21 protein-coding genes are annotated in these 21,308 nt (G+C 72.6%); 13 read left to right on the forward strand and 8 right to left on the reverse strand.

What is annotated here, in order from left to right:
- The 8 genes from ACWGKT_RS38160 to ACWGKT_RS38195 form a co-directional block, all read left to right on the forward strand.
- On the forward strand, positions 1 to 845 hold an 845-nt coding region (locus ACWGKT_RS38160; protein ID WP_453277262.1), incomplete at its 5' end, for a hypothetical protein.
- A gap of 32 nt (positions 846 to 877) precedes the next feature.
- Positions 878 to 1,303, forward strand: coding sequence for a phage tail protein (locus tag ACWGKT_RS38165; protein WP_356149461.1), 426 nt, complete (start codon positions 878 to 880; stop codon positions 1,301 to 1,303).
- A gap of 30 nt (positions 1,304 to 1,333) precedes the next feature.
- Positions 1,334 to 2,062, forward strand: coding sequence for a CIS tube protein (locus ACWGKT_RS38170; RefSeq protein WP_356149463.1), 729 nt, complete (start codon positions 1,334 to 1,336; stop codon positions 2,060 to 2,062).
- On the forward strand, positions 2,062 to 3,966 hold the full coding sequence (locus ACWGKT_RS38175; protein ID WP_356149465.1) for a VgrG-related protein: 1,905 nt from the start codon (positions 2,062 to 2,064) through the stop codon (positions 3,964 to 3,966). The genes ACWGKT_RS38170 and ACWGKT_RS38175 overlap by 1 nt, the downstream gene beginning before the upstream one ends.
- Positions 3,967 to 4,000: 34 nt before the next feature.
- Positions 4,001 to 4,447 (forward strand): GPW/gp25 family protein, encoded by a 447-nt coding sequence (locus ACWGKT_RS38180; protein WP_235460881.1) that lies wholly within the window; start codon positions 4,001 to 4,003, stop codon positions 4,445 to 4,447.
- A complete protein-coding gene (locus ACWGKT_RS38185) occupies positions 4,447 to 6,405 on the forward strand; it encodes a putative baseplate assembly protein (protein ID WP_356149468.1) in 1,959 nt (652 codons plus the stop codon). Before ACWGKT_RS38180 ends, ACWGKT_RS38185 begins: the two co-directional genes overlap by 1 nt.
- A gap of 31 nt (positions 6,406 to 6,436) precedes the next feature.
- Positions 6,437 to 6,994: a phage tail protein gene (locus tag ACWGKT_RS38190; RefSeq protein WP_235460879.1), complete on the forward strand. Its 558-nt coding sequence runs from the start codon at positions 6,437 to 6,439 to the stop codon at positions 6,992 to 6,994.
- On the forward strand, positions 6,991 to 8,445 hold the full coding sequence (locus ACWGKT_RS38195) for an NADase-type glycan-binding domain-containing protein (protein WP_453277263.1): 1,455 nt from the start codon (positions 6,991 to 6,993) through the stop codon (positions 8,443 to 8,445). Before ACWGKT_RS38190 ends, ACWGKT_RS38195 begins: the two co-directional genes overlap by 4 nt.
- Before the next feature lie 26 nt (positions 8,446 to 8,471).
- Here the strand turns inward: ACWGKT_RS38195 and ACWGKT_RS38200 are convergent, their stop codons facing one another.
- The 3 genes from ACWGKT_RS38200 to ACWGKT_RS38210 all read right to left on the reverse strand — a co-directional run bounded on the left by ACWGKT_RS38200 (position 8,472) and on the right by ACWGKT_RS38210 (position 10,943).
- Positions 8,472 to 9,395 carry an MIP/aquaporin family protein gene (locus ACWGKT_RS38200; protein WP_356149474.1) on the reverse strand — a complete coding sequence of 308 codons (924 nt, stop codon included), beginning with the start codon at positions 9,393 to 9,395 and terminating at the stop codon, positions 8,472 to 8,474.
- A 104-nt stretch (positions 9,396 to 9,499) separates the two neighbouring features.
- Positions 9,500 to 10,165, reverse strand: a complete 666-nt coding sequence (locus ACWGKT_RS38205; protein ID WP_453277264.1) for an SDR family NAD(P)-dependent oxidoreductase — start codon at positions 10,163 to 10,165, stop codon at positions 9,500 to 9,502.
- Between the two features lie 52 nt (positions 10,166 to 10,217).
- On the reverse strand, positions 10,218 to 10,943 hold the full coding sequence (locus ACWGKT_RS38210; RefSeq protein ID WP_453277265.1) for a DUF4328 domain-containing protein: 726 nt from the start codon (positions 10,941 to 10,943) through the stop codon (positions 10,218 to 10,220).
- 182 nt (positions 10,944 to 11,125) lie between these two features.
- Here ACWGKT_RS38210 and ACWGKT_RS38215 point away from each other — a divergent pair, with 182 nt between their 5' ends.
- Both ACWGKT_RS38215 and ACWGKT_RS38220 read left to right on the forward strand, forming a co-directional pair.
- Positions 11,126 to 12,091, forward strand: coding sequence for a polyphosphate kinase 2 family protein (locus tag ACWGKT_RS38215; RefSeq protein WP_356149483.1), 966 nt, complete (start codon positions 11,126 to 11,128; stop codon positions 12,089 to 12,091).
- A 15-nt stretch (positions 12,092 to 12,106) separates the two neighbouring features.
- On the forward strand, positions 12,107 to 14,827 hold the full coding sequence (locus ACWGKT_RS38220) for a cation-translocating P-type ATPase (protein WP_453277266.1): 2,721 nt from the start codon (positions 12,107 to 12,109) through the stop codon (positions 14,825 to 14,827).
- Between the two features lie 37 nt (positions 14,828 to 14,864).
- Here the strand turns inward: ACWGKT_RS38220 and ACWGKT_RS38225 are convergent, their stop codons facing one another.
- Positions 14,865 to 16,244, reverse strand: a complete 1,380-nt coding sequence (locus tag ACWGKT_RS38225) for a diacylglycerol/lipid kinase family protein (RefSeq protein WP_453277267.1) — start codon at positions 16,242 to 16,244, stop codon at positions 14,865 to 14,867.
- Between the two features lie 15 nt (positions 16,245 to 16,259).
- Positions 16,260 to 16,691 (reverse strand): SHOCT domain-containing protein, encoded by a 432-nt coding sequence (locus ACWGKT_RS38230; protein ID WP_453277268.1) that lies wholly within the window; start codon positions 16,689 to 16,691, stop codon positions 16,260 to 16,262.
- A gap of 161 nt (positions 16,692 to 16,852) precedes the next feature.
- On the opposite strand from ACWGKT_RS38230, the gene ACWGKT_RS38235 reads away from it, so the two are divergent.
- Positions 16,853 to 17,212 (forward strand): carboxymuconolactone decarboxylase, encoded by a 360-nt coding sequence (locus ACWGKT_RS38235; RefSeq protein ID WP_453277269.1) that lies wholly within the window; start codon positions 16,853 to 16,855, stop codon positions 17,210 to 17,212.
- 140 nt (positions 17,213 to 17,352) lie between these two features.
- On the opposite strand, the gene ACWGKT_RS38240 is transcribed toward ACWGKT_RS38235, so the two are convergent.
- Complete coding sequence (locus ACWGKT_RS38240) at positions 17,353 to 17,781, reverse strand: DUF7144 family membrane protein (protein ID WP_453277270.1); 429 nt, start codon at positions 17,779 to 17,781, stop codon at positions 17,353 to 17,355.
- Positions 17,782 to 17,948: 167 nt separating this feature from the next.
- Here ACWGKT_RS38240 and ACWGKT_RS38245 point away from each other — a divergent pair, with 167 nt between their 5' ends.
- Complete coding sequence (locus ACWGKT_RS38245) at positions 17,949 to 18,455, forward strand: FxLYD domain-containing protein (protein WP_453277271.1); 507 nt, start codon at positions 17,949 to 17,951, stop codon at positions 18,453 to 18,455.
- Positions 18,456 to 18,486: 31 nt separating this feature from the next.
- Here ACWGKT_RS38245 and ACWGKT_RS38250 read toward each other — a convergent pair whose 3' ends face one another.
- A complete protein-coding gene (locus tag ACWGKT_RS38250; protein WP_453277272.1) occupies positions 18,487 to 19,176 on the reverse strand; it encodes a DUF6445 family protein in 690 nt (229 codons plus the stop codon).
- Between the two features lie 208 nt (positions 19,177 to 19,384).
- On the opposite strand from ACWGKT_RS38250, the gene ACWGKT_RS38255 reads away from it, so the two are divergent.
- Positions 19,385 to 20,176: a DUF4142 domain-containing protein gene (locus ACWGKT_RS38255; protein WP_453277291.1), complete on the forward strand. Its 792-nt coding sequence runs from the start codon at positions 19,385 to 19,387 to the stop codon at positions 20,174 to 20,176.
- Positions 20,177 to 20,329: 153 nt separating this feature from the next.
- Here the strand turns inward: ACWGKT_RS38255 and ACWGKT_RS38260 are convergent, their stop codons facing one another.
- Positions 20,330 to 21,301 carry a nucleoside hydrolase gene (locus tag ACWGKT_RS38260; protein ID WP_453277273.1) on the reverse strand — a complete coding sequence of 324 codons (972 nt, stop codon included), beginning with the start codon at positions 21,299 to 21,301 and terminating at the stop codon, positions 20,330 to 20,332.
- Positions 21,302 to 21,308: the final 7 nt, after the last annotated feature.

Raw genomic sequence — 21,308 nt, forward strand, 5'->3', positions numbered from 1 at the left:
ACGTCGTCCAGCCGCGGCACACCCCGACCACCGCCGCCGCCACCAAGCACCCGGCCGCACCCATACCCACGCCGGTGCCCATCCCCCTCTCCACACCCGCGCCCGTCACCATGGCCGCGCCCACCCCGGCCGTGCACACCCCCGTGCCGCAGCCGACCACCCCGGCCATGCACACCCCCCTGCCGCAGCCGACCAGTTCAGCCGTGCACAACCCCCTCCCACAGCCGACCACGTCAGCCGTGCACACCCCCCTCCCACGGCCGCACACTCCGCCCGTACAACGCCGAACCACCCCGGCGGCCGTACCCCTTCGCCGCACCACCCCCGGCACCGGCGAACCCCGGCACGTCGTCCAGCCGCGGCACACCCCGACCACCGCCGCCGCCACCAAGCACCCGGCCGCACCCATACCCACGCCGGTGCCCATCCCCCTCTCCACACCCACGCCCGTCACCATGGCCGTTCCCCTGCCCGCACCCGCCCCGGCCCCGGCCCCGGTCAACCCCCCACCGCCACCGCCCCAGCCCACCCCCGTCGCGGTGCAGCGCAGGGCGACCACGCGTACCCCGCCGCACAACCCTCCGCACACCCCGTCGCGTACCACCGCGCGTTCCGCGGCCGGGTCCGGGCGCACCGGCGGCCCGCCGCCCATCGACGCGGACCCCGAGATGGGCCCCCCGGCCTACACGGAAGTGCCGCGGGGCGCCTTCGACCCCCGGGCGCTGACCGACTTTCAGCTCGACGAGTTGACGCACCGGCTGACCGGGCGGATCACCCGGCTGCTGCGGACCGAACTGCGGCTGGACCGGGAGCGGATCGGGCGGCTGCGCGATCCCCGGAACTGAACACCTGAACCGACTCCCAGAAAGGCCCCTCGATGTCCCGCGATCTCGACCCGGGCTCCACCATCTTCTTCACGCTGACGATCGACGGGGAGAGCCTCGGTTACTTCAACGGGTGCGAGGGACTGTCGTCCACGGTGGAGATCGAGCACCGCCAGGAGGGCGGCAACAACGGCTTCGTCTGGCAGCTCCCGTCCCGGGTCACCTTCTCCACGATCCGCCTGACCCGCCCGCTCACCCCGGACACGACCAAGGTCGCCAAGTGGATCTCCTCCGTGACCACCGGCGTGACCCGGCCGACCGCGCAGATCGCGGCGCTGCGCGCCGACGGCTCGGAGGTCGCCCGGTGGGGGCTGATCGACGTGCTGCCGGTGAGCTGGCAGGGGCCGTCCCTGGACCCGGCCAGCCCGGGTGTCGCCACGGAGGTCCTGGAGATCACCCACCACGGCTTCACGGACTGACGAGGGCAGGGAAGGGAAGGGAGGACCGTCATGGCCAAGGGAGGCAGGGGCGGCGGCGCCGGCAAGAGTCTGGTCCGCGCCACCCTCGCGATCCACGAACCGCCCGTCGGGACGAGCACCACCCCGGGCGGACTGATCAAGTCGTTCGGGTTCGACTTCAACCCGGCGCAGCTGTCGCTGGGGCGGCGCGCGCAGTGGAAGGTGACGCCGACGGCCGCCGTGCGCGACGGCTCCGTACCGGAGTTCATGGGTCCCGAGCCGCGCGAGATGACGGTGGAGATCTTCCTGGACTCGTCCGACGAGCCCGGCAGCAACACCGTGCTGAAGAAGGTGGAGTCGCTGCTGGAGTGCTGCGAGGTGACGAGCAAGAGCATCGCGGCCAAGCAGCCCTCGCCGCCCTGGGTGGTCTTCCAGTGGGGGTCCTTCTCCACGGCCCGGTTCACCTCGTACGTCAGCAGTGTCGAGGCGAACTACTCCCTGTTCGGTACGACCGGCGTGCCCATCCGCGCCGTCTGCCAGGTGCGGCTGCACGAGATCCCCAGCAAGACCAAGGGGCAGAACCCGACGTCGGGCGCGCTGACCGCCCAGCGGGTGCACCGGGTGGTCGCCGGGGACTCGCTGCAGTCCCTCGCCTGGCGGGAGTACGGGGACGCCTCCGCCTGGCGGGCGATCGCCGAGGCCAACGGCATCGACGACCCGGGCCGGCTGCCCTCCGGTGTCGAGCTGGTCCTGCCGGCCGCCGAGGAGGTGCGTTTCTGATGGTGGCGTCCGCCTTTTCGAGCGTCATCGAGGTCACCATCGGCGGCCGTCCGCTGCCTTCGGACTTCGCCCCGCTGCTGGTGGAGGGCTGGGTGGACCAGGGTCTTGGGGTGCCCGCCGCCTTCCGGCTGACCTTCCGCGACCCGTACCGGCTGCTCCTCGGCAAGCTGAAGGTGAAGTTCGGCACGCCCGTGGTGCTCGCGCCCGTGGCCGACGGCAAGGGTGCCTCCGACCCGCTGCTGACCGGCGAGGTGTGCGCCCTGGAGGCCGACTACGACGGCACCGGCACGTTCACCGTCATCCGGGGTTACGACCTCGGCCACCGGCTGATGCGCCGGCGCCGGGTGGCCGCCTACCGCAACCAGAGCGCCTCCGACATCGCGCGCAAGCTGGCCGCCCAGGACGGGGTGCCGGTCGGGCGGATCCAGTCGACGAAGACGGTGTACGAGTTCATCAGTCAGGCCAACGTCAGCGACTGGGACTTCCTCGCCCGGCTCGCCGACGAGAACGAGATGGTCATGTCGGTCGACGCGAAGGGGAAGTTCCAGTTCGTGCGGCCCGACCCGGCCTCGGGGGCGCCGCCGGTGAGCACGCCCGGCGAGAAGAGCCCCTTCGTGCTGGAGGCGGGCACCGACATCCTGCGGCTGCGGGCCGCGGTCACCTCCGCCGAACAGGTCGGCTCGGTCGAGACCCGCGGCTGGGACGTGACCACGAAGAAGAAGCTCACGGCCACCGCGCCGGCGATCTCCAACCCGGGCATCAGCATCGGCACCACACCCGGTGAGGTGGCGAAGAAGTTCGGTACGGCCAAGCTGCTCGACGCGCAGACGCCGTACGACCGGCAGTCGGAGGTGAAGTTCGCCGCCGAGGCCCTCGCCGACGACGTCACCTCCTCCTTCGCCGAGCTGGAGGTGGTCGCGCGCGGCACGCCGAAGCTGCGGCCGGGCCTGCCCGTCACCCTCGCCGACGTGGGCGCGCCCTTCGAGGGCAAGTACACCGCCACCTCCGTGCGGCACGTCTTCGGCGACGGCAAGCACTACGAGGCCTGGGTCACCGTCAGCGGACGGCAGTGGCGTTCGCTGTACGGGCTGGCCTCCGGCGGCGGGGCGGGCACCGGGCTGCGGCTGCCCGGAACCGTCAACGCGCTGGTCACCGATGTGCAGGATCCGCTCAAGCAGGGGCGGGTCAAGCTCCAGTTCCCCTGGCTGGACGACACCTACGTCAGCGACTGGACGCGGGTGGTGCAGTGGGGCGGCAAGGACGGCGGCTCCGTCTTCCCGCTCGACGTGGGCGACGAGGTGCTGGTCGCCTTCGACCGCGGTGCCCTCGACCATCCGTACGTCATCGGCGGTCTGTACAACGGCAAGGACGTGCCGACCCCGGTCAAGGACGTACCGCTGCACGACGGCGCCCGGCGCCGCGCGGCCCGGCACACGCTGTCCGACCGGGACGGCAACCGCATGGACCTGCTGAGCCAGAAGACCGGCGGCCGCAAGCAGGGCGTACGGGTGACCACCGGCGACGACAAACTCGTCATCAACCTCGACCGGACCCGGACCGAGATCACCGTCGACAGCAAGGGGACGGTCAGCATCAAGGGCAGCCGGTCGGTGTCGGTGGAGGCCGGCACGGACCTCACGCTCAGCGCGGCCCGCAAGGTGACCATCAAGAGCGGCGGACTGCTCGACATCCAGGGCCGCGGTCTCGTCAACGTCAAGTCGCTGACCGGCGCGGTCACCGTGGACGCGTTGGGCGCGCTCAACCTCAAGGCGGTGGGCGCCGCGACGATCAGCGCGGGCGGCACCCTCCAGGTCAACTCCGTGGCCAATGTCGGCATCCGGGCCGCCACCCTCCTGCTGCAGGGCGTGGTGCTGGTCAACAACAAGCCGTATCCGCTGCCGTGACGGCCCGGACAGGAAGAAGGCGGGTGAGCTGCTGATGGCCGAACAGTTCGTCGGGTCCGGGTGGGCGTTCCCCCTGCGCATCGGGCCGACCGGGGGCATCGCCCTGGTCAGCGGGGAGCGCGAGATCGAGGAGGCGATCCGGCTGATCCTGGCGACCGCGCCGGGCGAGCGGCCGATGCGCCCCGAGTACGGCTGCGCCATCCACGACCTGGTGTTCGCGCCCGTCAACGAGGCCACCGCGGGCCGCATCCAGCACGAGGTGCACACCAGCCTCGACCGCTGGGAGCCGCGCATCGAGGTCAACGACGTCGAGGTCACCGCGGGCGCCGAGCAGGGCGTGCTGTTCATCGACGTCCGCTACTCGATCCGCGGCACCAACAACCCGCGCTCCCTCGTCTTCCCCTTCTACGTCATTCCGTCCCACGACGAGCCGGGCGTCTCCGGTACGGCGTCCGGTACGGCTTCCGAAAGCGACCGCTGATGGCCCTGCCCTCCCCCAACCTCGACGACCGCCGCTTCCAGCAGTTCGTCGACGACGCCAAGCGCTACATCCAGCAGCGCGCGCCCGAGTGGACCGACCACAACGTCTCCGACCCGGGCGTCACCCTCGTCGAGACGGTCGCCCACATGGCCGACCAGATCGTGTACCGGCTCAACCGGGTGCCGGAGAAGAACCATCTGGCGTTCCTGGACCTGGTCGGCATCCGGCTCTTCCCGCCGTCGGCGGCCCGGACGGACGTCACGTTCTGGCTGTCCGCGCCGCAGGAGGAGGCGGTACTGCTGCCGGTGGGCACCGAGGTGGCGACCGTGCGCACCGAGAGCGAGGAGGCGGTGGTCTTCGCGACCGAGCGCGAACTCGCCGTCGTCCCCAGTTCGTTGCGGCATCTGGTGGTGCAGCACCGGGGCGAGCCGGTCACCGACCGGACCACCGACCTCGTCGAGGGCAAGGACGTGCTGTGCTTCGCCGAGGCTCCGCAGGCCGGCGACTGCATGCTGCTCGGGCTGAGCGCCGCCGTGCCGTACTGCGCGGTGGCGCTGGAGCTGGACAGCCGGGTGGACGGCGTCGGCGTCGACCCGCGCCAGCCGCCGCTGGTGTGGGAGGCGTGGACGGAGGACGGCTGGCAGGAGTGCGAGGTCGACCGGGACGGCACGGGCGGTCTCAACCGTCCCGGTGAGGTCGTCCTGCACATCCCCGGCGGCCATGTGCTCTCCCGCTCCGGCGGCCAGGAGGCGGGCTGGCTGCGCTGTCGCGTCACCGAGCCGCTGACCGGCCAGCCCTTCTACACCAGCTCCCCGACCGTGCGCTCGGTGGAGGCGTTCACGGTGGGCGGCACCGCTCCGGCGGTCCACGCCGAGACGGTGTCCGACGAGCCGCTCGGCGAGTCGACCGGCCTGCCCGGCCAGCGGCTGCGCCTGGCGCACGCCCCCGTGGTCGGCGACGACCCGCCGCTCCTGCTGCAGACCGCCGAGCACGAGGGCTGGCAGGACTGGCAGGTGGTCCCGCACTTCGCCGCCTCCGGCCCCGACGACCGCCACCTCACCCTGGACGCCGCCACCGGCGAGCTCGCCTTCGGCCCGTCGGTGCGCGAACCCGACGGCACCCTGCGCCAGTACGGCGCCGTCGCCCCCAAGGGCGCGATGATCCGCGCCCGCCGCTACCGCACCGGCGGGGGCCGCGCGGGCAATGTGGCCCGGGGCGCCGTCCAGGTGCTGCGCACCTCCGTCCCGTACGTCTCGGAGGTCGTCAACCGGGAAGCCGCGCGCGGCGGTGTGAACGGGGAGACGGTGGAGGAGGCGAAGGTCCGGGCCCCCATCACGCTGCGCGCCCAGGAACGCGCGGTGACCCTGCGCGACTACGAGGAACTCGCCCGCCGGGCCGCCCCCGAGACGGCGCGCATCACCTGCCTGGAGGGCGAGGAGGGCGAGCACGGGGCGTACGCGGTACGGGTGTTGGTGGTGCCGCAGGCGGTCCCGGACCCGGGCGGCCGACTGCGCTTCGAGCAACTGGTTCCGGGCGACGCCCTGTTGGACCGGATCACCCGCCACCTGGACGAACGACGCCTGATCGGCACCCGTCTCGCGGTCGGGCCGCCGTACTACCAGGGCGTCACCGTGGTCGCGACCGTGCACGCGTTCCGGGGCGTCGACACCGACCGGGTGCGCCGTCAGGCGCACGACGCCCTCTACCGCCACCTCGATCCGCTGACCGGCGGCGCGGACGGCCGGGGCTGGCCGTTCGGACGGCCCGTCCAGTCGGGCGAGGTGTTCGCGGTGCTGCAACGGGTGCCCGGCGTGGAGCTGGTCGACCAGGTCACCCTGCACCCCGCCGACCCCCTGACCGGCAAGCGCGGCGAGGCGACGGACCGGATCGACCTGGCGGCGCCGTCGCTGGTGTTCTCGTACGACCACCGCGTCCGCGTGATCGGAGACGGAACGTGACGCTCTTCTTCGACGGGACGGGGGCCGAGGGATGAGGGGCTCGATCGACGGGCTCGGTTCCTCCGCGCCGATCGCCGACATGCTGCCCGCCGTGTTCGCCGACGACGATCTCGCGCAGCGCTTCGTCGCCGGGCTCGACGAGGTGATCGCGCCGATCCACAACGTCCTCGACTGCCTGCCCGCCTACTTCGACCCGGCCCTCGCGCCGGTCGACTTCACCCGCTGGCTGGCGGGCTGGGTCGGCGCGGAGACCGACGGCACCGAGCCGGATCCGCGGCTGCGGGCCGCCGTGGCCGCCGCCGCGTATCTGCACCGGGTACGGGGCACGCGGCGCGGTCTTGCCGAGGCGGTCCGGCTCGCCTTCGGCGTGGCGCCGGAGGTCTCCGAGAGCGGCGGTGCGGACTGGAGCGCGCGTCCGCTGGGCGCGTTCCCCGGTGAGCCCCGCCCCCATCTGTACGTCACGCTCCGCCTGCCCGACCCGAGCCCGGCGGACCACCACCGCCTGGACGCCCTCGTCTCGGCCGCCCGCCCCGCCCACATGCCGTACACGGTCAAGGTGACCGCCGCTGAAAGGACCCCGGAGAGATGACCACCCTGAACTGCGCCGAGTGCGGCACCCGGGCAGAGCCGGGCCAGTCCTTCTGCGACGCGTGCGGGGCCGTACTGAGCTGGACGGACCGCGCCGCCGGCCCGGCCTCGGGAGAGGCGGCGCGCGCCGGCGGCTCGGGAGCGGTTCGTGGTGCGGCGGAGGAAGAGGACGAGGAGACGGCGGTCGTGCCGGGCACTGCCGGTGGTTCCGCCGCGGCGGCCGGTGGCAACGGCACCGCTCAGGGCGACGGCAACCCCGGTGGCACGGCGGGCCCAGGTGGCACTGCGCCCAGCGGCTCCCCCGCCCCCGCCCCCGTCGCTCAGGGCGCCGGAGCCCCGACCACCGACCCCGGTCCCAGCCCTGTGGCGACGGCACCCGCCGCTGCCACCGCCGCCGACTCCGGCGTGCGCCCCGCGACCGCCCCGGCACCCTCGCCTGCCGCTGCGCCCGCCCCTGCCCCCGCACAGGCCGCGGTCCCCGCGCAGGCCCGCACCCCGGCCCCCGACGAAACCGCCCCCACCGAGCCCGTGCCCCCCGTCGCCCTCGGGGACACGCTCGCCGAGCGGGCCCGTTCCCTTCTCGTGCCCGTCGCCGAGCCCGAGGCGCGGGCCGCCGCCGAGCCGGCCGTCGCGCCGGTGCTGCCGGGGCGGCCGGTCGCGGACCGGCCGCAGGTGCGGGCGCCGGGGCCGGTGCTGGGGGACGAGAACGGCGTGCCGTGCCCCTGGTGCTCCACACCCAACCGGCCCGACCGGCACTTCTGCACCCGGTGCGCGATGCCCATGTCCCGGGACGACCGCTCGCCCGAGCGGCGGCCCTGGTGGCGCCGCGTGCTGGACTTCCGCAGCCGGGAGACCCCGTGGGCCGGCGACCGCCCCCGCCTGCGGCGGACCTTCGACCGCATCGTCAGCTGGGTGGTGGGCGCCCTCGTCCTCACCCTGCTGATCCTCGCCGGGGCGAACGCGCCGGCCGCCGTGCAGGCCACCCGCGACCACTTCGCCAAGCGCGCCCCGGTCGCCCCGGACGCGGTCGCGGCCTCGCGCTCCTACCCGGGGCACAAGCCGCAGCTCGCCTTCGACAAGATCAACAACAGCTGGTGGGGCCCCGGCGTCTCCCAGTCGGGCGAGGGCCAGTGGATCGAGGCCCGGTTCGACGAGCCGACCCGGCTGCTGGACCTGATCATCACGCCGGGCGTCTCCACCCGCCCCGACCAGCTCTCCCAGTCGGCCCTCCCGCACCGCCTGAAGGCGACGATCACCACGAAGGACGGAAAGACCACGACGCGCGAGATCACCCTGGACCAGGGGGCCGGCGGCCAGCGCCGCGCCTTCCGGGTCGGCGAGGTCACCAAGGTCCGCTTCACCATCGAGTCGGCCTACGCCGCCTCCGCCGGCAAGCAGGTCTCCATCGCCGAGATCGAGTTCTTCGGCCGGTCGAACTCCAACGCCTCCTGAGGGAGGCCGTCACGGCTCCAAGGCGGTCATTCCCGCGTCCGGCCGGGCTCCGGCAGTTCGCCCTGCTGGGCGCGGGTGTGCAGTACGTCGCCGATGAACAGGTCGTACACCAGGACCCCGATCGTGCCGCCGATCAGCGGCCCGACGATCGGGATCCAGAAGTAGTTGCTGAACCACGCTCCACTGCCCGGGAAGGAGAACCCGTCCCATCCCGCCAACCAGGTGAGCAGGCGCGGGCCGAAGTCACGCGCCGGGTTGATGGCGTAGCCGGCGTTCGCCCCGTAGGACATGCCGATGGCGGCGACGGCGAAGCCGATCACCAGCGGGCCGAGGTTCGCCTGGACCGCCGTGTTGCGCAGGTCGACGACCGCCACGACGAACATGACCAGGAAGGCGGCGCCGACGATCTGGTCGATCAGCGGACCCCAGACACCGCCGTTGAAGTACGGCGCCGGGAACGTGGCGAAGATCGAGAACGTGGCGAGTGTCTTCCCGCCCACGTGCGGGTCCTTCGAGGCCGCGTCGTACGCGTTGATCGCGTCGTGGTAGACCGCGAAGACCAGGGCCGCCCCGGTGAAGGCGCCGACGACCTGCGAGAACCAGTACGGGAACACCTTGACCCAGGGGAACTTGCGGCGTACGGCGAACGCCAGCGTCACGGCCGGGTTCAGGTGTGCGCCGCTGACACCGCCGGCCACGTAGATGCCGAAGACCACGGCCATGCCCCAGCCCCAGGTGATCAGCAGCCAGTCGCCCGCGGCCAGGAAGATCGTCGTCGGAGTGGCCGCACGTCCCGAGCCGGGCAGTGCCGCGACGGCCATCGCCGTGACGCCGCACCCGAAGCAGATGAGGACGAAGGTCCCCAGGAACTCCGCCATGCACTCGCCCAGCAGGCCCCCGCGGCGTCTGAGCCGCGAGGGCTTGATGAGGGGAGGGATCTCCACAGCCATCTCGACCCCCTTCAGAGGGTGCGTTCCGGTACATTCCTGTGCGTTCCGGTCGTAGCACCATCGTTGCCCACGAATCGAAATCCGACACTGCGGAGCGGGAGCGATCAGCCGTAGAGGTCGTCGGCGTAGTGCCGGAAGCCGTGCCGGTCGCGGTGCAGGGTCCACAGGGTGTCCGCGAGCACGGCCGGATCCTTCCTGGGGTGACCGGGGACGATCGCGCCGGGGATGACGAGCTGGGCCACGTGGATGCCTTCGGGGGCGAGCCGGTCGTGCAGCAGATGGCCGTACGCGCTCTCGGCGGCGAAGGCGATCGAGGTGCCCGCGCGCTCCGGGTGCGGGACGACGGCGGTGCCCCCGTTGACCAGCAGGATCGTGCCCCGGCCGAGGGCGCGCATACCGGGCAGGACCTGCTGTACGGCGGCGACGGGGCCGTACACCGAGAACTCGACGGGGCCGAGCAGATCCGTATGGGTGGTCTCCAGCACCGGGAGCATGAAGTCCCGCTGCGGCACCGGGCTGTACTGCAGCACCTCGACCGGGCCGAGCTCCTTCGCCGCCGCGCCCAGCGCCGCCGCCAGCGACGGCGGGTCGCGCACGTCGGCGGCGAAGCCGCGCGCGCTGACCCCCGCGGCGGCCAGTTCCCCGGCCAGCGCCTCCAGCCGGTCCCGGTCACGGGCGACGAGCGCCACGTCGTACCCCTCGCGCCCGAACCGGCGCGCTACGGCGGCGCCCAGCCCGGGGCCCGCCCCCACGATGGCGATGGTGGTCATGCTCCGACGGTAAGCGCCGACGCACGACGCGGCGAACGTCCGGTCGCGGCGTTCAGGAGGTGGCTGCCACCCGAAGGCCGCCGTCCGGAGTCTGCCCCGCCCACTCCGACTGTGCCGCGGTGACGGCCCGTACGAGGAACACGGCCGCCACGGCCGCGCCCACGATCACCGCGTCGGACGCCAGCAGCGGCCAGGGTTCCGTATAGGCCCGCTCGATGACCTCGTCCTTCGAGTCGGTGTACAGCAGCCCGACCCCGCTCAGCATCCCGACCAGCCACAGGCCCCACCACACGTTCAGGGAGAGCGGCGCGCGTCGGCCCGGGGCGGTGGCCTGCCAGACGTCCGCGACGAGTCCCCGGGGCACCCACAGGTTCACGATCGGCACGATCCAGCCCAGGTAGACCCAGTAGCCCGCGTACCGGGGCGCCGCGCCCGACAGGGCCGTCCCGTTGTCCCGCACCCGCCACAACCACGACAGGAAGGCGACGGCGCAGACCAGCGCGGCCACCCCGCCCACGGTGGTGACCAGGTGGTACGAGTCTTCGAGCGCCGTCAGCGGGCGGTGCACGCCCTCGCCCTGGTCGGGCGGTCCCGAGGCCGGCTCTCCGGCCATCGCGAGCCGGATCTCCCACACCGCCCGGGCCACCCAGGCGAGTGCGGCGAGCAGGAGAGCGCCGACAGCGCACCGGGCCGCGCCGCGGACCGGCCGCAGGGCCGGGACGTGCGCAGGGTGTTGCGGGGCCGGCGGCGAGGAGCCTATGCCGTCTTGGTTGTTCATTCCGGCATCTTGTCGTACCGGACATGTCAGGGTCACGCACCACGCGGGGCCTCGGTCCGGAGCCGGACGACGGGTCCGGCCGGCCCCGAACCACCCGCGAAGGGTGAGGCCGCCCCCGCGCCGGGGAGGGACGCTGCCGGTGCGCGGGGGTCCGTGCCGGGGGGCCGTAAGGACGGTGGACGATGTCCGACGAGAGAGCCGAGCGCATCGCGGACCTCATCGAACCGCTGAGGGTCAGGCCGGGCAGCACGGTGCGCCTGGCGAGGGACTTCGACCCCGGGTACAAGGCTCGGATCCGCAAGAAGGACGGCGTCGAGCTGCTCAGCAGCGGCATCGAGTTGCTCGCCGACTACCAGCGGCGGCTGGCCGCCCAGGACACCTACGGGGTGCTCGTCTGCCTGCAGGCGCTGGACGCGGGCGGCAAGGACGGCACGATCCGGCACGTCATGAGCGGCGTCAATCCCCAGGGTGTGCGCGTGACCGGCTTCAAGGTGCCCTCGGCCGAGGAGCTCGACCACGACTACCTGTGGCGCTACGCCCGCCATCTGCCGGCCCGCGGCGAGATCGGGATCTTCAACCGGTCGCACTACGAAGAGGTCCTGGTGGTGCGGGTGCACCCCGAGAACCTGCGCAGACAGAAACTGCCGCCGGCGGACCGCGACGACGACGTGTGGGAGCGGCGGTACCGGGAGATCAACGACTGGGAGCGCTATCTGAGCGACAACGGGTTCAAGATCGTGAAGCTGTTCCTGAACCTGTCCAAGGAGGAACAGCGCACCCGCTTCCTCAAGCGCATCGACGTGCCCGAGCGGAACTGGAAGTTCTCGCCTGCCGACGTCCGGGAGCGGGCCCGGTGGGACGACTACCAGCGGGCGTTCTCCCGGATGCTGTCCGCCACCAGTACGGAGTGGGCGCCCTGGTACGTGGTGCCGGCCGACCACAAGTGGTTCGCGCGCATCTGCGCCGCCGCGGTGCTGGCGCACACCCTGATCGGCATCGATCCCCAGTATCCGCAGGTCAGCGACGAGACGCGGCGCGAGCTCGCCGAGGTGAAGCGGGATCTGGAACGTGAGGCTCCCAAGGGCGCCGCCCCGGACCCGTACGCCAAGGGCCGCAAGAAGGGCAAGCGCTCGGGCGGAAAGGGCTGAGATGAGGTACGTGCCATGACCGCGCAGACACACGCACCGCACGAGCGGGCGGCGGACGGCCCGGCATGGTACGCGCGGCCCGCGGACGAGGTCGCCGCCGCGTTCGGGGTGCTCCCGTCCGTGGGACTGTCCGCCCAGCGGGCGGCCGAACTCCTGCGGACGAACGGACCGAACGCGCTGCCGGAGGAGAAGGCCCTGCCCGGCTGGCGCCGCTACCTGGCCCAGTACCGCAGTTACATGCAGCTCGTCCTGGTCGCCGCCGCCGTGGTGTCCTTCCTGATCGCGGAGTGGAACACCGGCATCCTCCTGGTCGTGCTGACGATCCTGAACGCGGTCATCGGCATGCGCCAGGAGGGCAAGGCCGAGAGCGCCATGAACGCGCTCAAGTCGATGCTGAAGGCGACCGCCCGGGTGCGCAGGGAGGGGACGGAGTCCGAGATCCCGGCCGAGCAGGTAGTCGTCGGGGATGTCGTGCTGCTCTCCGCCGGCGACGAGGTCCCGGCCGACGGGCGGATCGTCGCGGCCAGCGCCCTGCAGATCGACGAGTCCGCGCTGACCGGCGAGAGCGTCCCCGCCGCCAAGGACGCGACCACCCTGACCGGCGCCGACCTGGGGCCCGGGGACCGCACGAACATGGCGTTCATGAACACGCCGGTCACCCACGGCAGCGCGACGGTGATCGTCACGGCCACCGGGGCCGACACCGAGCTCGGCCGCATCTCCGGGATGCTGTCGGCGACCCCCCGCGAGACCTCCCCGCTGGACCGGGAGCTCAACCGGCTCACCGTGTGGATCACGGGCGCGGCCGGACTCACGATGATCGTGATGTTCGTGCTGGGGCGCAGCCGCGGCCAGGCGTGGGACGCGCTGTTCGTGAGCGCCGTCTCGCTGGCGATCGCCGCCATCCCGGAGGCCCTGCCCACGGTGACCCAGACCATCCTGTCGATCGGCGGGGTCGACCTGGCCCGGCGTCAGGCGATCGTGAAGGACCTGCCGTCGGTGCAGTCGCTCGGCTTCACCTCGGCGATCAACTCCGACAAGACCGGCACGCTCACCATGAACCAGATGACGGTCGTGGAGGTGCTCGATCCCGGCGACCGCTACACCGTCTCCGGCACCGGGTACGGCCTTCAGGGCAAGGTCCACCACGCCGTCGGCACGGCACCCGGCATCGAGGACGCGATCCTGCCGTACCTGATCGCCAACGACGGCGAGCTGGTGGACGGCGCGGTGGTCGGCGACCCCACCGAGGGCGCCCTGCTGGTGCTCGGGCACAAGGCCGGGCTGGACCTCGACGCCACCCGCGAGCGGCTGCCCCGGCTGGCCACGCTGCCCTTCGACCCCTCGTACAAACTGATGGCCACCTTCAACTCGGCCACCGACGCGGCGGGCCGGCCGGTCGTGCGGTGCTTCGTGAAGGGGGCCGCGCCCGCCGTGACGGCCCGGGCGAGCAGCGCGCTCGCGCACGGCACGGACGTCCCGTGGGACGCGGAGGCTCAACGGCGCGCCCAGGAGCACATCGAGCGGATGGGCGGCGAGGGACTGCGGGTGATGGCGGCCGCACGGCGCGACCTCGACCCCGCCGACTTCGACCCCGAGGGGGACCTTCTCGCCCATGTCACCGACCTGCAGATGACCAGCCTGATCGGCATGGTCGACCCGCCCCGCGAGGAGTCGCGGGCCGCCGTCGCCGACGCGCAGGCCGCTCACATCCGGGTGCGGATGGTGACCGGGGACGACGTCGTCACGGGCGCCGCCATCGCGCGACAGCTCGGCATCGAGGGCGAGGCGATGCTCGGCGCCGACTTCGCCGCGCTGCCGGAGGGCGAGCGACTCGCCCGGATCGACGACATCGGCGTGGTCGGCCGGGTCGCGCCGGAGCACAAGGTGCTGCTCGCGGACACGCTGAAGAAGAAGGGCCATGTGGTGGCCATGACCGGGGACGGCGTCAACGACGCCCCGGCCATCAAGGCGTCCGACATCGGCATCGCCATGGGCTCCGGCACGGAGGTCGCCAAGAACGCCGGGCGGATGGTGCTGGCCGACGACAACTTCGCCACGATCGTCTTCGCGGTCGAACAGGGCCGCAAGATCTACGACAACCTCACCAAGTACATCCGCTTCGTGCTGGTCCTGCTCGTGGTCTTCGTGCTGACCTTCCTCGGCGCGACCCTGTTCAACATCGCGGCGGGCGAACCGTTCAGCCCCGCCCAGGTGTTGTGGATCCACTTCTTCGTCAACGCCGCCTTCGGCTTCGCGCTCGGCTTCGACCGGCAGAGCCCCGGACTCATGGAGCGCCGGCCGCGTCCGCGCGGCGAACCGGTGCTGACCAAGGGCGTGATGGTCACGGTCGGCCTCTCCGGCCTGGTGATCACGATCTGCCTGCTCGCCCTGATCAAGCTGGGCGAATCGCACTACGGCAGCACCGCCGTCGGCCAGTCCATCGCGTTCACCTCCTTCGCGCTCTGCCTGATCGTGGCCGCGCTCGAGTGCCGCAGCGAGACGGCGACCGTGCTGACCCCCGCCAGCTTCGACAGCAAGCAGATGAACTGGGCGATATTCGTGGAGTTCGCGCTCGCGGTGCTGGTCACGCAGCTGGACGGGTTCCGGCGGCTGCTGGGTACGACACGGATCGACGTGCACCAGTTCGGCTGGGCGCTGCTGCCGCCGCTCGTGCTGCTGGCGCTGTGGGAGCTCGGCAAGCTCGTGGCCAGGCGGGCCGGCCACCGGACGTGACGCGGCCACCGGACGTGACGGACGGCCCGTGGCTTCCTCAGCCCGGCGGACCCGGCAGGTGGGCCGAGGGCGCCGAGTGGGGCGGAACCAGCCGCCCCAGCGCGAGCCGCGCCACCCGGGGCCAGTCGAGGGCCGGCCTGGTCGCCGGCGTACCGGGCCGGTGGCGCGGCACCCGGACCCGCAGGACACCGGGCGCGATCCGGCACACGACGGGTGCGTCCAGCACCACGTGCTCCCCGTCGATGCCGACCGGGACGGTGTCCCCGTCGGCCTGGACGACCACCTCCGCCGCGGTCAGCCGCAGCAGACCGGGGGACCGCGGGTCCGTGACCAGGCCCGCCGCCTCGGCGCCGCTCTCGACCCGTACGCACAGGACGCCGAGCAGCCCGGAGTCCAGTCCCTCCCTGCGTCCGGGAGCGGACGGGTCGCCGAACCGCCGGTAGGGGTTGTTGCTGACGAGCAGCGCCTGCAGCCCCTCGGCACTGGTCTGCCCGGCCCGCATCGCCAGCCGGGGCGCCTCCTCGCCGGTGAGCAGATCGGGCAGGTTCTGCAGGACCGTGCGCACCTTCCGGTCGCGGTAGGCGGGATCGCCGACCACCACCGCGTACGTGCCGAAGGAGGCGTTGTTGACGAACACCCGGTCGGCGGCGAACCCGAGGTCGATCTGGAACTCCTCGCCGTCGGTCAGCGCCTCCAGCGCGGCAGCCGGATCCTCCCGGTCCAGGCCGAGGTCCAGGGCGAAGTGGTTGCGCGTGCCGGCGGGGATCACCGCGAAGGGGAGGTCGTGCCGGGCCGCGACCTCGGCCACCAGGGCCTGGGTGCCGTCGCCGCCGGCCACGGCCAGCAGGTCGGCTCCGTCGGCCACCGCCTGTCGGGCCAGCTCCGCCACGTCCTGGTGCAGTTCCGGGTCCAGCAGGGTGACCTGGGCGCCCGCCGCCCGCGCCTTCTCCACCAGTTGGAAGCGGGCCACCTTGCCGCCGCCGGAGCGCGGGTTCATCACGATCCACGGGCGCCGCGGCGCCTCGACACCGCCCTTGTCGCGCTTCTCCCGCTTGTCGCGCTTGGCGTGACGGTGCGAGGAGGCCGCGCCCGCCGCGGTCAGGGCGGTCCGCGCGGCCGCCACCGCCAGCCCCCACAGGGCCAGGGAGGCGAAGGCCGGCCACAGCAGTCCGTAGAAGGCGTACAGCGCGAGGATCCCGAGCGGCACGGACACCGACAGCAGCGCCCCGGCGACCCGGGCGACCCCCCGGTACGCGAGGGCCCACCACACCCCGACGGCGGTCAGCGCCAGGCCCGCGATTCCCACCAGCACCGCGAGCAGGCTCTTCAGCCCGGCGGCCAGGAGGGGCAGCAGGACGCCGCCCACCAGCGCGAGCAGCGCCAGCCGGGCCCACCCGGCGCTCCTACCGCCGCTCACGTCAGGTCACTTCGCTCACTTCGGCGCGCCGCCGGCCAGTATCTGCTCCTTGGCCCGGCGGAACTCCTCGTCCGTGATGTCGCCGTGGCTGCGCAGCTCGGACAGCCTGGTCAGGTCGTCCACGCTGCCGGCACGGGTCGCGGTGCCCGCCGTCCGGCGGACGTAGGAGTCGAAGGCCGCCTGCCGCTCCCGGGCCTCCGCCAGTTCGCGCTGTCCCATGCCCTTGCCGCGGGCGACGACGTAGACCAAGACGCCGAGGAACGGCAGCGCGATGGCGAAGATCAGCCAGCCGGCCTTCGCCCAGCCGCTCAGCGAGTCGTCGCGGAACACGTCGACGATGACCTTGAAGAGCAGCACGAACCACATGACCAGCAGGACGAACCCCAGCATCGTCCAGAACGCGCTCAGCAGCGGATAGTCGTACGCGAGATACATCGGTGTGTGCACGTCGTGCCTCCCTGCCCCCCTCGCCCCCTTCGTCGCTGCGTTCAGCGTGCGCGCGGCGCGCACCGGGCGGCCTCACCCGCGCCGGGTGAGCAGCGAGTGCCCTCCTCGCTCCTACGGTGAAGGGGCAATCAGCCCGGCGCACATCGGAAGGCGGTCCCGACATGGCCACCGCATCAGACGCTCCCGTTCTCGACACGCTCGCCGCCATGACCATCGACTCCATCGAACGCTGCGGGATGGACACGGGGACGCTCATCCTCACCCGCATCGCCGCCCTCGTGGCCATGGACGCCCCGGCGATCTCCTACCTCGCCCACCTGGACCCCGCGATGAAGGCGGACCTGACGATCGAGCAGGTGCAGGACGTGCTCGTGGCGATCGCCCCCGTCGTGGGTACCGCACGGGTCATGTCCGCCGCCGACCACCTGGCCCAGGCGCTCGGCATCGCCGCCATCGCGGTGGGCGAGAGCGAGGCCGAGGCCATAGCCGAGGCCGAGGCGCAGAGCCGCTCCCACTCCTAGTCCCGGTCCGACTGGTCCCACTGGTGCTGAACCGACCGACTCACGGGGGGAACCGACGGGGCTGCCCCACTGGCCTGGGGCGGCCCCGCCCGGACGGGGGAGCCCGCCGGGGAGCCCGCCGGGGAGTCCGGCGCACGCGGTCAGGCCGCGTCGCCCCACTCCGGCCGGTACACCGCGAGCGCCCAGATCACGAAGATGTCGATGCCGATCATGATGATCGCCCAGACGGGCGCGTACGGCAGGAACAGGAACTGGACGATGATGCTGAGCGCCGCCAGCCCGATGCCGACGGCCCGCGCCCACGCGGCGCCCTTCAGGATGAACGCGCCGGTGACGGCGGCGACGGCGCCCACGATGAGCAGGATCCAGCCCCACCCGGTGAGGTTGATCTTGTAGACATAGGAGCCGATGTGGCTCCACACGTCGTCGGCGGCGATCGCGGAGATGCCCTGCAGGATCGCCAGGAAGCCGTACACCGCCATCAGAACGCCCGCGAAGACCACCCCGCCCGAGGCCAGGGGGTTGGGGACCGACGGCGTCGGCTTCCCCGGGTGCGCCTGCTGAGTCATGTCCGTACCTCCCGACTCGTACTCCGTCGTGGTTACGACGATCCGGCCCGCGCTGCCCGGCCACCACGGGGCTTGCGCCGAACGGATGAACCCGACATGCGCGCGCCCGGGTCCCGATCTTGACTGGGAGGGACAGCCGGGCGGAGCGGAACCGATGGAGGCGAACGATGGCGGGTTACCGAAAGGGCGCGGCGCTGGCCGTGTTGGCGGCGGTGGCGGCGGGTGCGGGACTGAGCGGCTGCTCGGGCGACAGCAGCGCGGCGCCCGACGCCAGCAAGGCCGCGTCGGCCGCCGTGAGCAAGGCCGCCTCGGCCGCGTCGTCCCTCGCCTCGAAGGGCACCGACGCGCTCGCGTCCGCGTCGGCGGAGGCCAAGCGGCGGCTCGACGAGGTGAAGAAGGGGGCCCAGGCCAAGGACGACGTCAAGCTCGGCACGCCGACCACGGCCACCGGCGGCCGCGCGACGGTGGACGTCACCGCGAAGAACACGGCCGATGCCGCCAAGTCCTTCGCCGTGCAGGTCAACTTCACCGACACCAGCGGCAATCTGCTCGACACGACCGTCGTCACGGTCTCCAAGGTGGCGGCCGGCCAGACCGGGAAGGCCACGGCCACCAGCAACCGCAACCTGACGGGCCAGGTGAAGGCGGAGGTCGCCAGGGCGCTGCGCTACTGAGCGCGCAGCGTCCCGGCGGGACCGGACGGGCTCAGGCCATCCAGAAGAACACCGCCGTCATGCGCTTCTCCTCCAGCGTCCTGCCGGAGTAACCGGTCGCGCTGTGCACGAGGTTGGCGTTGTAGAGCAGCAGGCGGTTGTACTTGTGGGGGACGCGTACGTCCTCCTCGAAGGCGTCGGGCGCGACGAAACGCGTCCCGAGGGCCTCGACGAGGTTGTTGTGCGGGGCCTGGACGACATTGCCGCCGAGCCGGCCGCCCGGCAGCGACTGCCGGAAGAAGCTGGTCCCGCAGTCCTTCGGGACACCGGGGTTGAGGTAGAGCACGGCGGCGTACCGGCACAGCGCGCGGGAGTCGGTGTGCGGCCGGGGCTCGCTCTCCCCTTCCCCCACCACCTGCACGCAGTTGTGGTTGAGGGTGCCGCCGCCGGGCGCCTGCTGCACCCACAGCTGCTTGGCGCCCGTGGCCTTCCTCACCAGCCCCTCGACGCACTCCAGTTCCTCGGGCTCAAGGCCCGGCATGGCCCGCAGTCCCGGCCAGGTCTCCTGCGTGTACGGGTATCCCTGGACCCAGTCGTCCTTGGCCAGGCACCGCTCGCGTACGGCGTCCACGTCCGGCAGGACGTTGTCGAGCACCCAGTAGTCCCGTCCCTTGGTGGGCTTGCGGTAGGGGAGGACGGGGAGCACGCCGGGGACTCTGGGGGAGGGGGGCTGTGGGGGCATGCGGCGAATCTAGGGCGGTGGTCCACCCGGACTCTCCCCCGAAGCGGTCAACGTTTGTCCACGAGCGCGCCGGGACTTTTTACCGAACCAAATGAATTCCGCGGCTTCCTCGTCCGTACTGCTGTGCGTCCGAACCGTCTTGAGACGGGACCCCGACCGGGCAGGAGCTACGGTGCGCTTTTCGCGGAACGCGACGGGAACTCTCTTCGTGGGCGGTGCCCTGAGCCTGACCCTCGGAGCACTCGTCTACCCGAGCATGCTCGGGGTCACCAAGGTCTCCAGTTCGCCGGACCGGGTCATCGCCCAGACCCAGTGGGGGCCGTTGACCGAGGGGGACCGCGACTTCGTCGTGAAGGTGCGGGCGGCGGGGCTGTGGGAGTACCCGGTCGGGCAGATCGGCCTGCAGAAGGGCACCTCGAAGGGGGTCCTCATCGCGAGCCGGCACCTCATCGACGGGCACGCCGCGCTGGACACCACCTGCCGCAAGATCGCGCCCATGCTGAACATCACGCTGCCCAACATCGCGAGTCCGCAGCAGGAGGGCTTCGTCAACACCCTGAAGGCGGACAGCGGCAAGAAGTTCGACACGGACTTCGCCAACATCCTGCGCATGACGCACGGTTCGATCTTCAACACGGTGGCGAAGATCCGGTCCACCACCAAGAACACGCTCGTACGCGCCCTGGCCGACCAGGCCAACGACACCGTGCTCGACCACATCACGGTGATGGAGAAGACCGGTCTGGTCGACTTCGACCAGACCCTCTTCCAGCAGACCACCCCGCCGAAGCTGCCCGACACCGACGTGACCCCGCCGCCGCCGCCCGCCGGGCAGCCCGAGGTGGTCCTCACCCCGCCGCCGAACGCCACCTCCACCCCGGTGGACATCGACGGCATCGCCGGCGGCAAGGGCGGCGGGGCGAGCACCGGAGGCGGAGCCAACACCACCGGAGGCCAAGGCGGGGCCACCCTCCCCAGCCCGAGCCCGACGGTCGGTTAGGGGGTGTCGTTTGTATCGGGCCGGCCGTGACGAACGGTGCGGACCGGCCGACCCGAGCGGGGACGCGGCGATCTTGGGGGTGCCCCCTGTACGCCCCGGAGATCCCCCGCTCCGGGGCGTTCGCCTTTCTGCGGCCGCCGGCTTCACCAGGCGCTAGACCCGCTCCACCGTCTCCAGCCACAGCTTCACGTAGCGGTCGACGTCCACGTCCAACGCCACGTTCACCAGGGCCTGTTCGCGGGCGCCCTCGTGGATCTCGGACTCGCCGGGGCGGGCGCGGCGGTCGACGACCGTCTGGCCGCGGGTCGGGCCCGGGGCGAGGGAGACCTCGACCGGCAGCAGCCGGGTGGTGAGGCCGGCCGGGTCGGCGACCGCGCACACCGCACCGGCGTCACCGAGGCCGCCGGCCGGGTCGTCGCCGTCGGGCTCGGGGCCGGCGGGCCGGTGGGCGAGCAGGTCCCCGGCCAGGCGGGCGCCCGGTTCCACGCTCGCGCGCAGTCGCCGTACCTCCACGCCCGGCACGAGGACCCGGGTGAACACGTCGAGCCCGTACATGGTGATCGGCACCCCGGCGGTGAGCAGGATCGCGGCCGCCTCCGGGTCGTGCCAGACGTTGAACTCCGCGACCGGCGTGGCGTTCCCGGTGCTCACCGCGCCGCCCATGAACACGATCCGCTCGACGTTGCGGGTCACCTCCGGGTGGGTGCGCAGCAGCAGCGCGATGTTGGTGAGCGGGGCGGTCGGCACGAGCGTGACCGGGCGCGGCGAGGCGAGGATCTCGCGGCGCAGCAGCGTGACCGCGTCCACGTCGACCGGCGCCCGGGCCGGATCGGGCAGCCCGAGGTCGCCCATCCCGTCCGCCCCGTGCACATGCCGGGCCGAGCGGGCCGGTTCCAGCAGCGGCCGCTCGGCACCCCGGGCGACCGGGATCTCCGGGGCCCCGGCCCGCTCCAGTACCCGCAGCGTGTTGCGCACCACGCCGTCCACGTCGGTGTTCCCGGCGACACAGGTGACCGCCCGCAGGTCAAGGCCCGGGTGGCGGACGGCGAACAGCAGGGCCAGGGCGTCGTCGACGCCGGTGTCGCAGTCGATGATCACGGGGATGCGCGTCGTCCGTTCGGCCACGGCGGGG

Source organism: Streptomyces sp. NPDC054794, from assembly GCF_053611585.1.

What these genes read in the sequence shown, in the direction of transcription:
- ACWGKT_RS38165 (WP_356149461.1), top strand. Translation starts at nt 878, where the DNA reads ATGTCCCGCGATCTCGACCCGGGCTCCACCATCTTCTTCACGCTGACG.
- ACWGKT_RS38170 (WP_356149463.1), top strand. Translation starts at nt 1,334, where the DNA reads ATGGCCAAGGGAGGCAGGGGCGGCGGCGCCGGCAAGAGTCTGGTCCGC.
- ACWGKT_RS38175 (WP_356149465.1), top strand. Translation starts at nt 2,062, where the DNA reads ATGGTGGCGTCCGCCTTTTCGAGCGTCATCGAGGTCACCATCGGCGGC.
- ACWGKT_RS38180 (WP_235460881.1), top strand. Translation starts at nt 4,001, where the DNA reads ATGGCCGAACAGTTCGTCGGGTCCGGGTGGGCGTTCCCCCTGCGCATC.
- ACWGKT_RS38185 (WP_356149468.1), top strand. Translation starts at nt 4,447, where the DNA reads ATGGCCCTGCCCTCCCCCAACCTCGACGACCGCCGCTTCCAGCAGTTC.
- ACWGKT_RS38190 (WP_235460879.1), top strand. Translation starts at nt 6,437, where the DNA reads ATGAGGGGCTCGATCGACGGGCTCGGTTCCTCCGCGCCGATCGCCGAC.
- ACWGKT_RS38195 (WP_453277263.1), top strand. Translation starts at nt 6,991, where the DNA reads ATGACCACCCTGAACTGCGCCGAGTGCGGCACCCGGGCAGAGCCGGGC.
- ACWGKT_RS38200 (WP_356149474.1), bottom strand. Translation starts at nt 9,395, where the DNA reads ATGGCTGTGGAGATCCCTCCCCTCATCAAGCCCTCGCGGCTCAGACGC.
- ACWGKT_RS38205 (WP_453277264.1), bottom strand. Translation starts at nt 10,165, where the DNA reads ATGACCACCATCGCCATCGTGGGGGCGGGCCCCGGGCTGGGCGCCGCC.
- ACWGKT_RS38210 (WP_453277265.1), bottom strand. Translation starts at nt 10,943, where the DNA reads ATGAACAACCAAGACGGCATAGGCTCCTCGCCGCCGGCCCCGCAACAC.
- ACWGKT_RS38215 (WP_356149483.1), top strand. Translation starts at nt 11,126, where the DNA reads ATGTCCGACGAGAGAGCCGAGCGCATCGCGGACCTCATCGAACCGCTG.
- ACWGKT_RS38220 (WP_453277266.1), top strand. Translation starts at nt 12,107, where the DNA reads ATGACCGCGCAGACACACGCACCGCACGAGCGGGCGGCGGACGGCCCG.
- ACWGKT_RS38235 (WP_453277269.1), top strand. Translation starts at nt 16,853, where the DNA reads ATGGCCACCGCATCAGACGCTCCCGTTCTCGACACGCTCGCCGCCATG.
- ACWGKT_RS38240 (WP_453277270.1), bottom strand. Translation starts at nt 17,781, where the DNA reads ATGACTCAGCAGGCGCACCCGGGGAAGCCGACGCCGTCGGTCCCCAAC.
- ACWGKT_RS38245 (WP_453277271.1), top strand. Translation starts at nt 17,949, where the DNA reads ATGGCGGGTTACCGAAAGGGCGCGGCGCTGGCCGTGTTGGCGGCGGTG.
- ACWGKT_RS38250 (WP_453277272.1), bottom strand. Translation starts at nt 19,176, where the DNA reads ATGCCCCCACAGCCCCCCTCCCCCAGAGTCCCCGGCGTGCTCCCCGTC.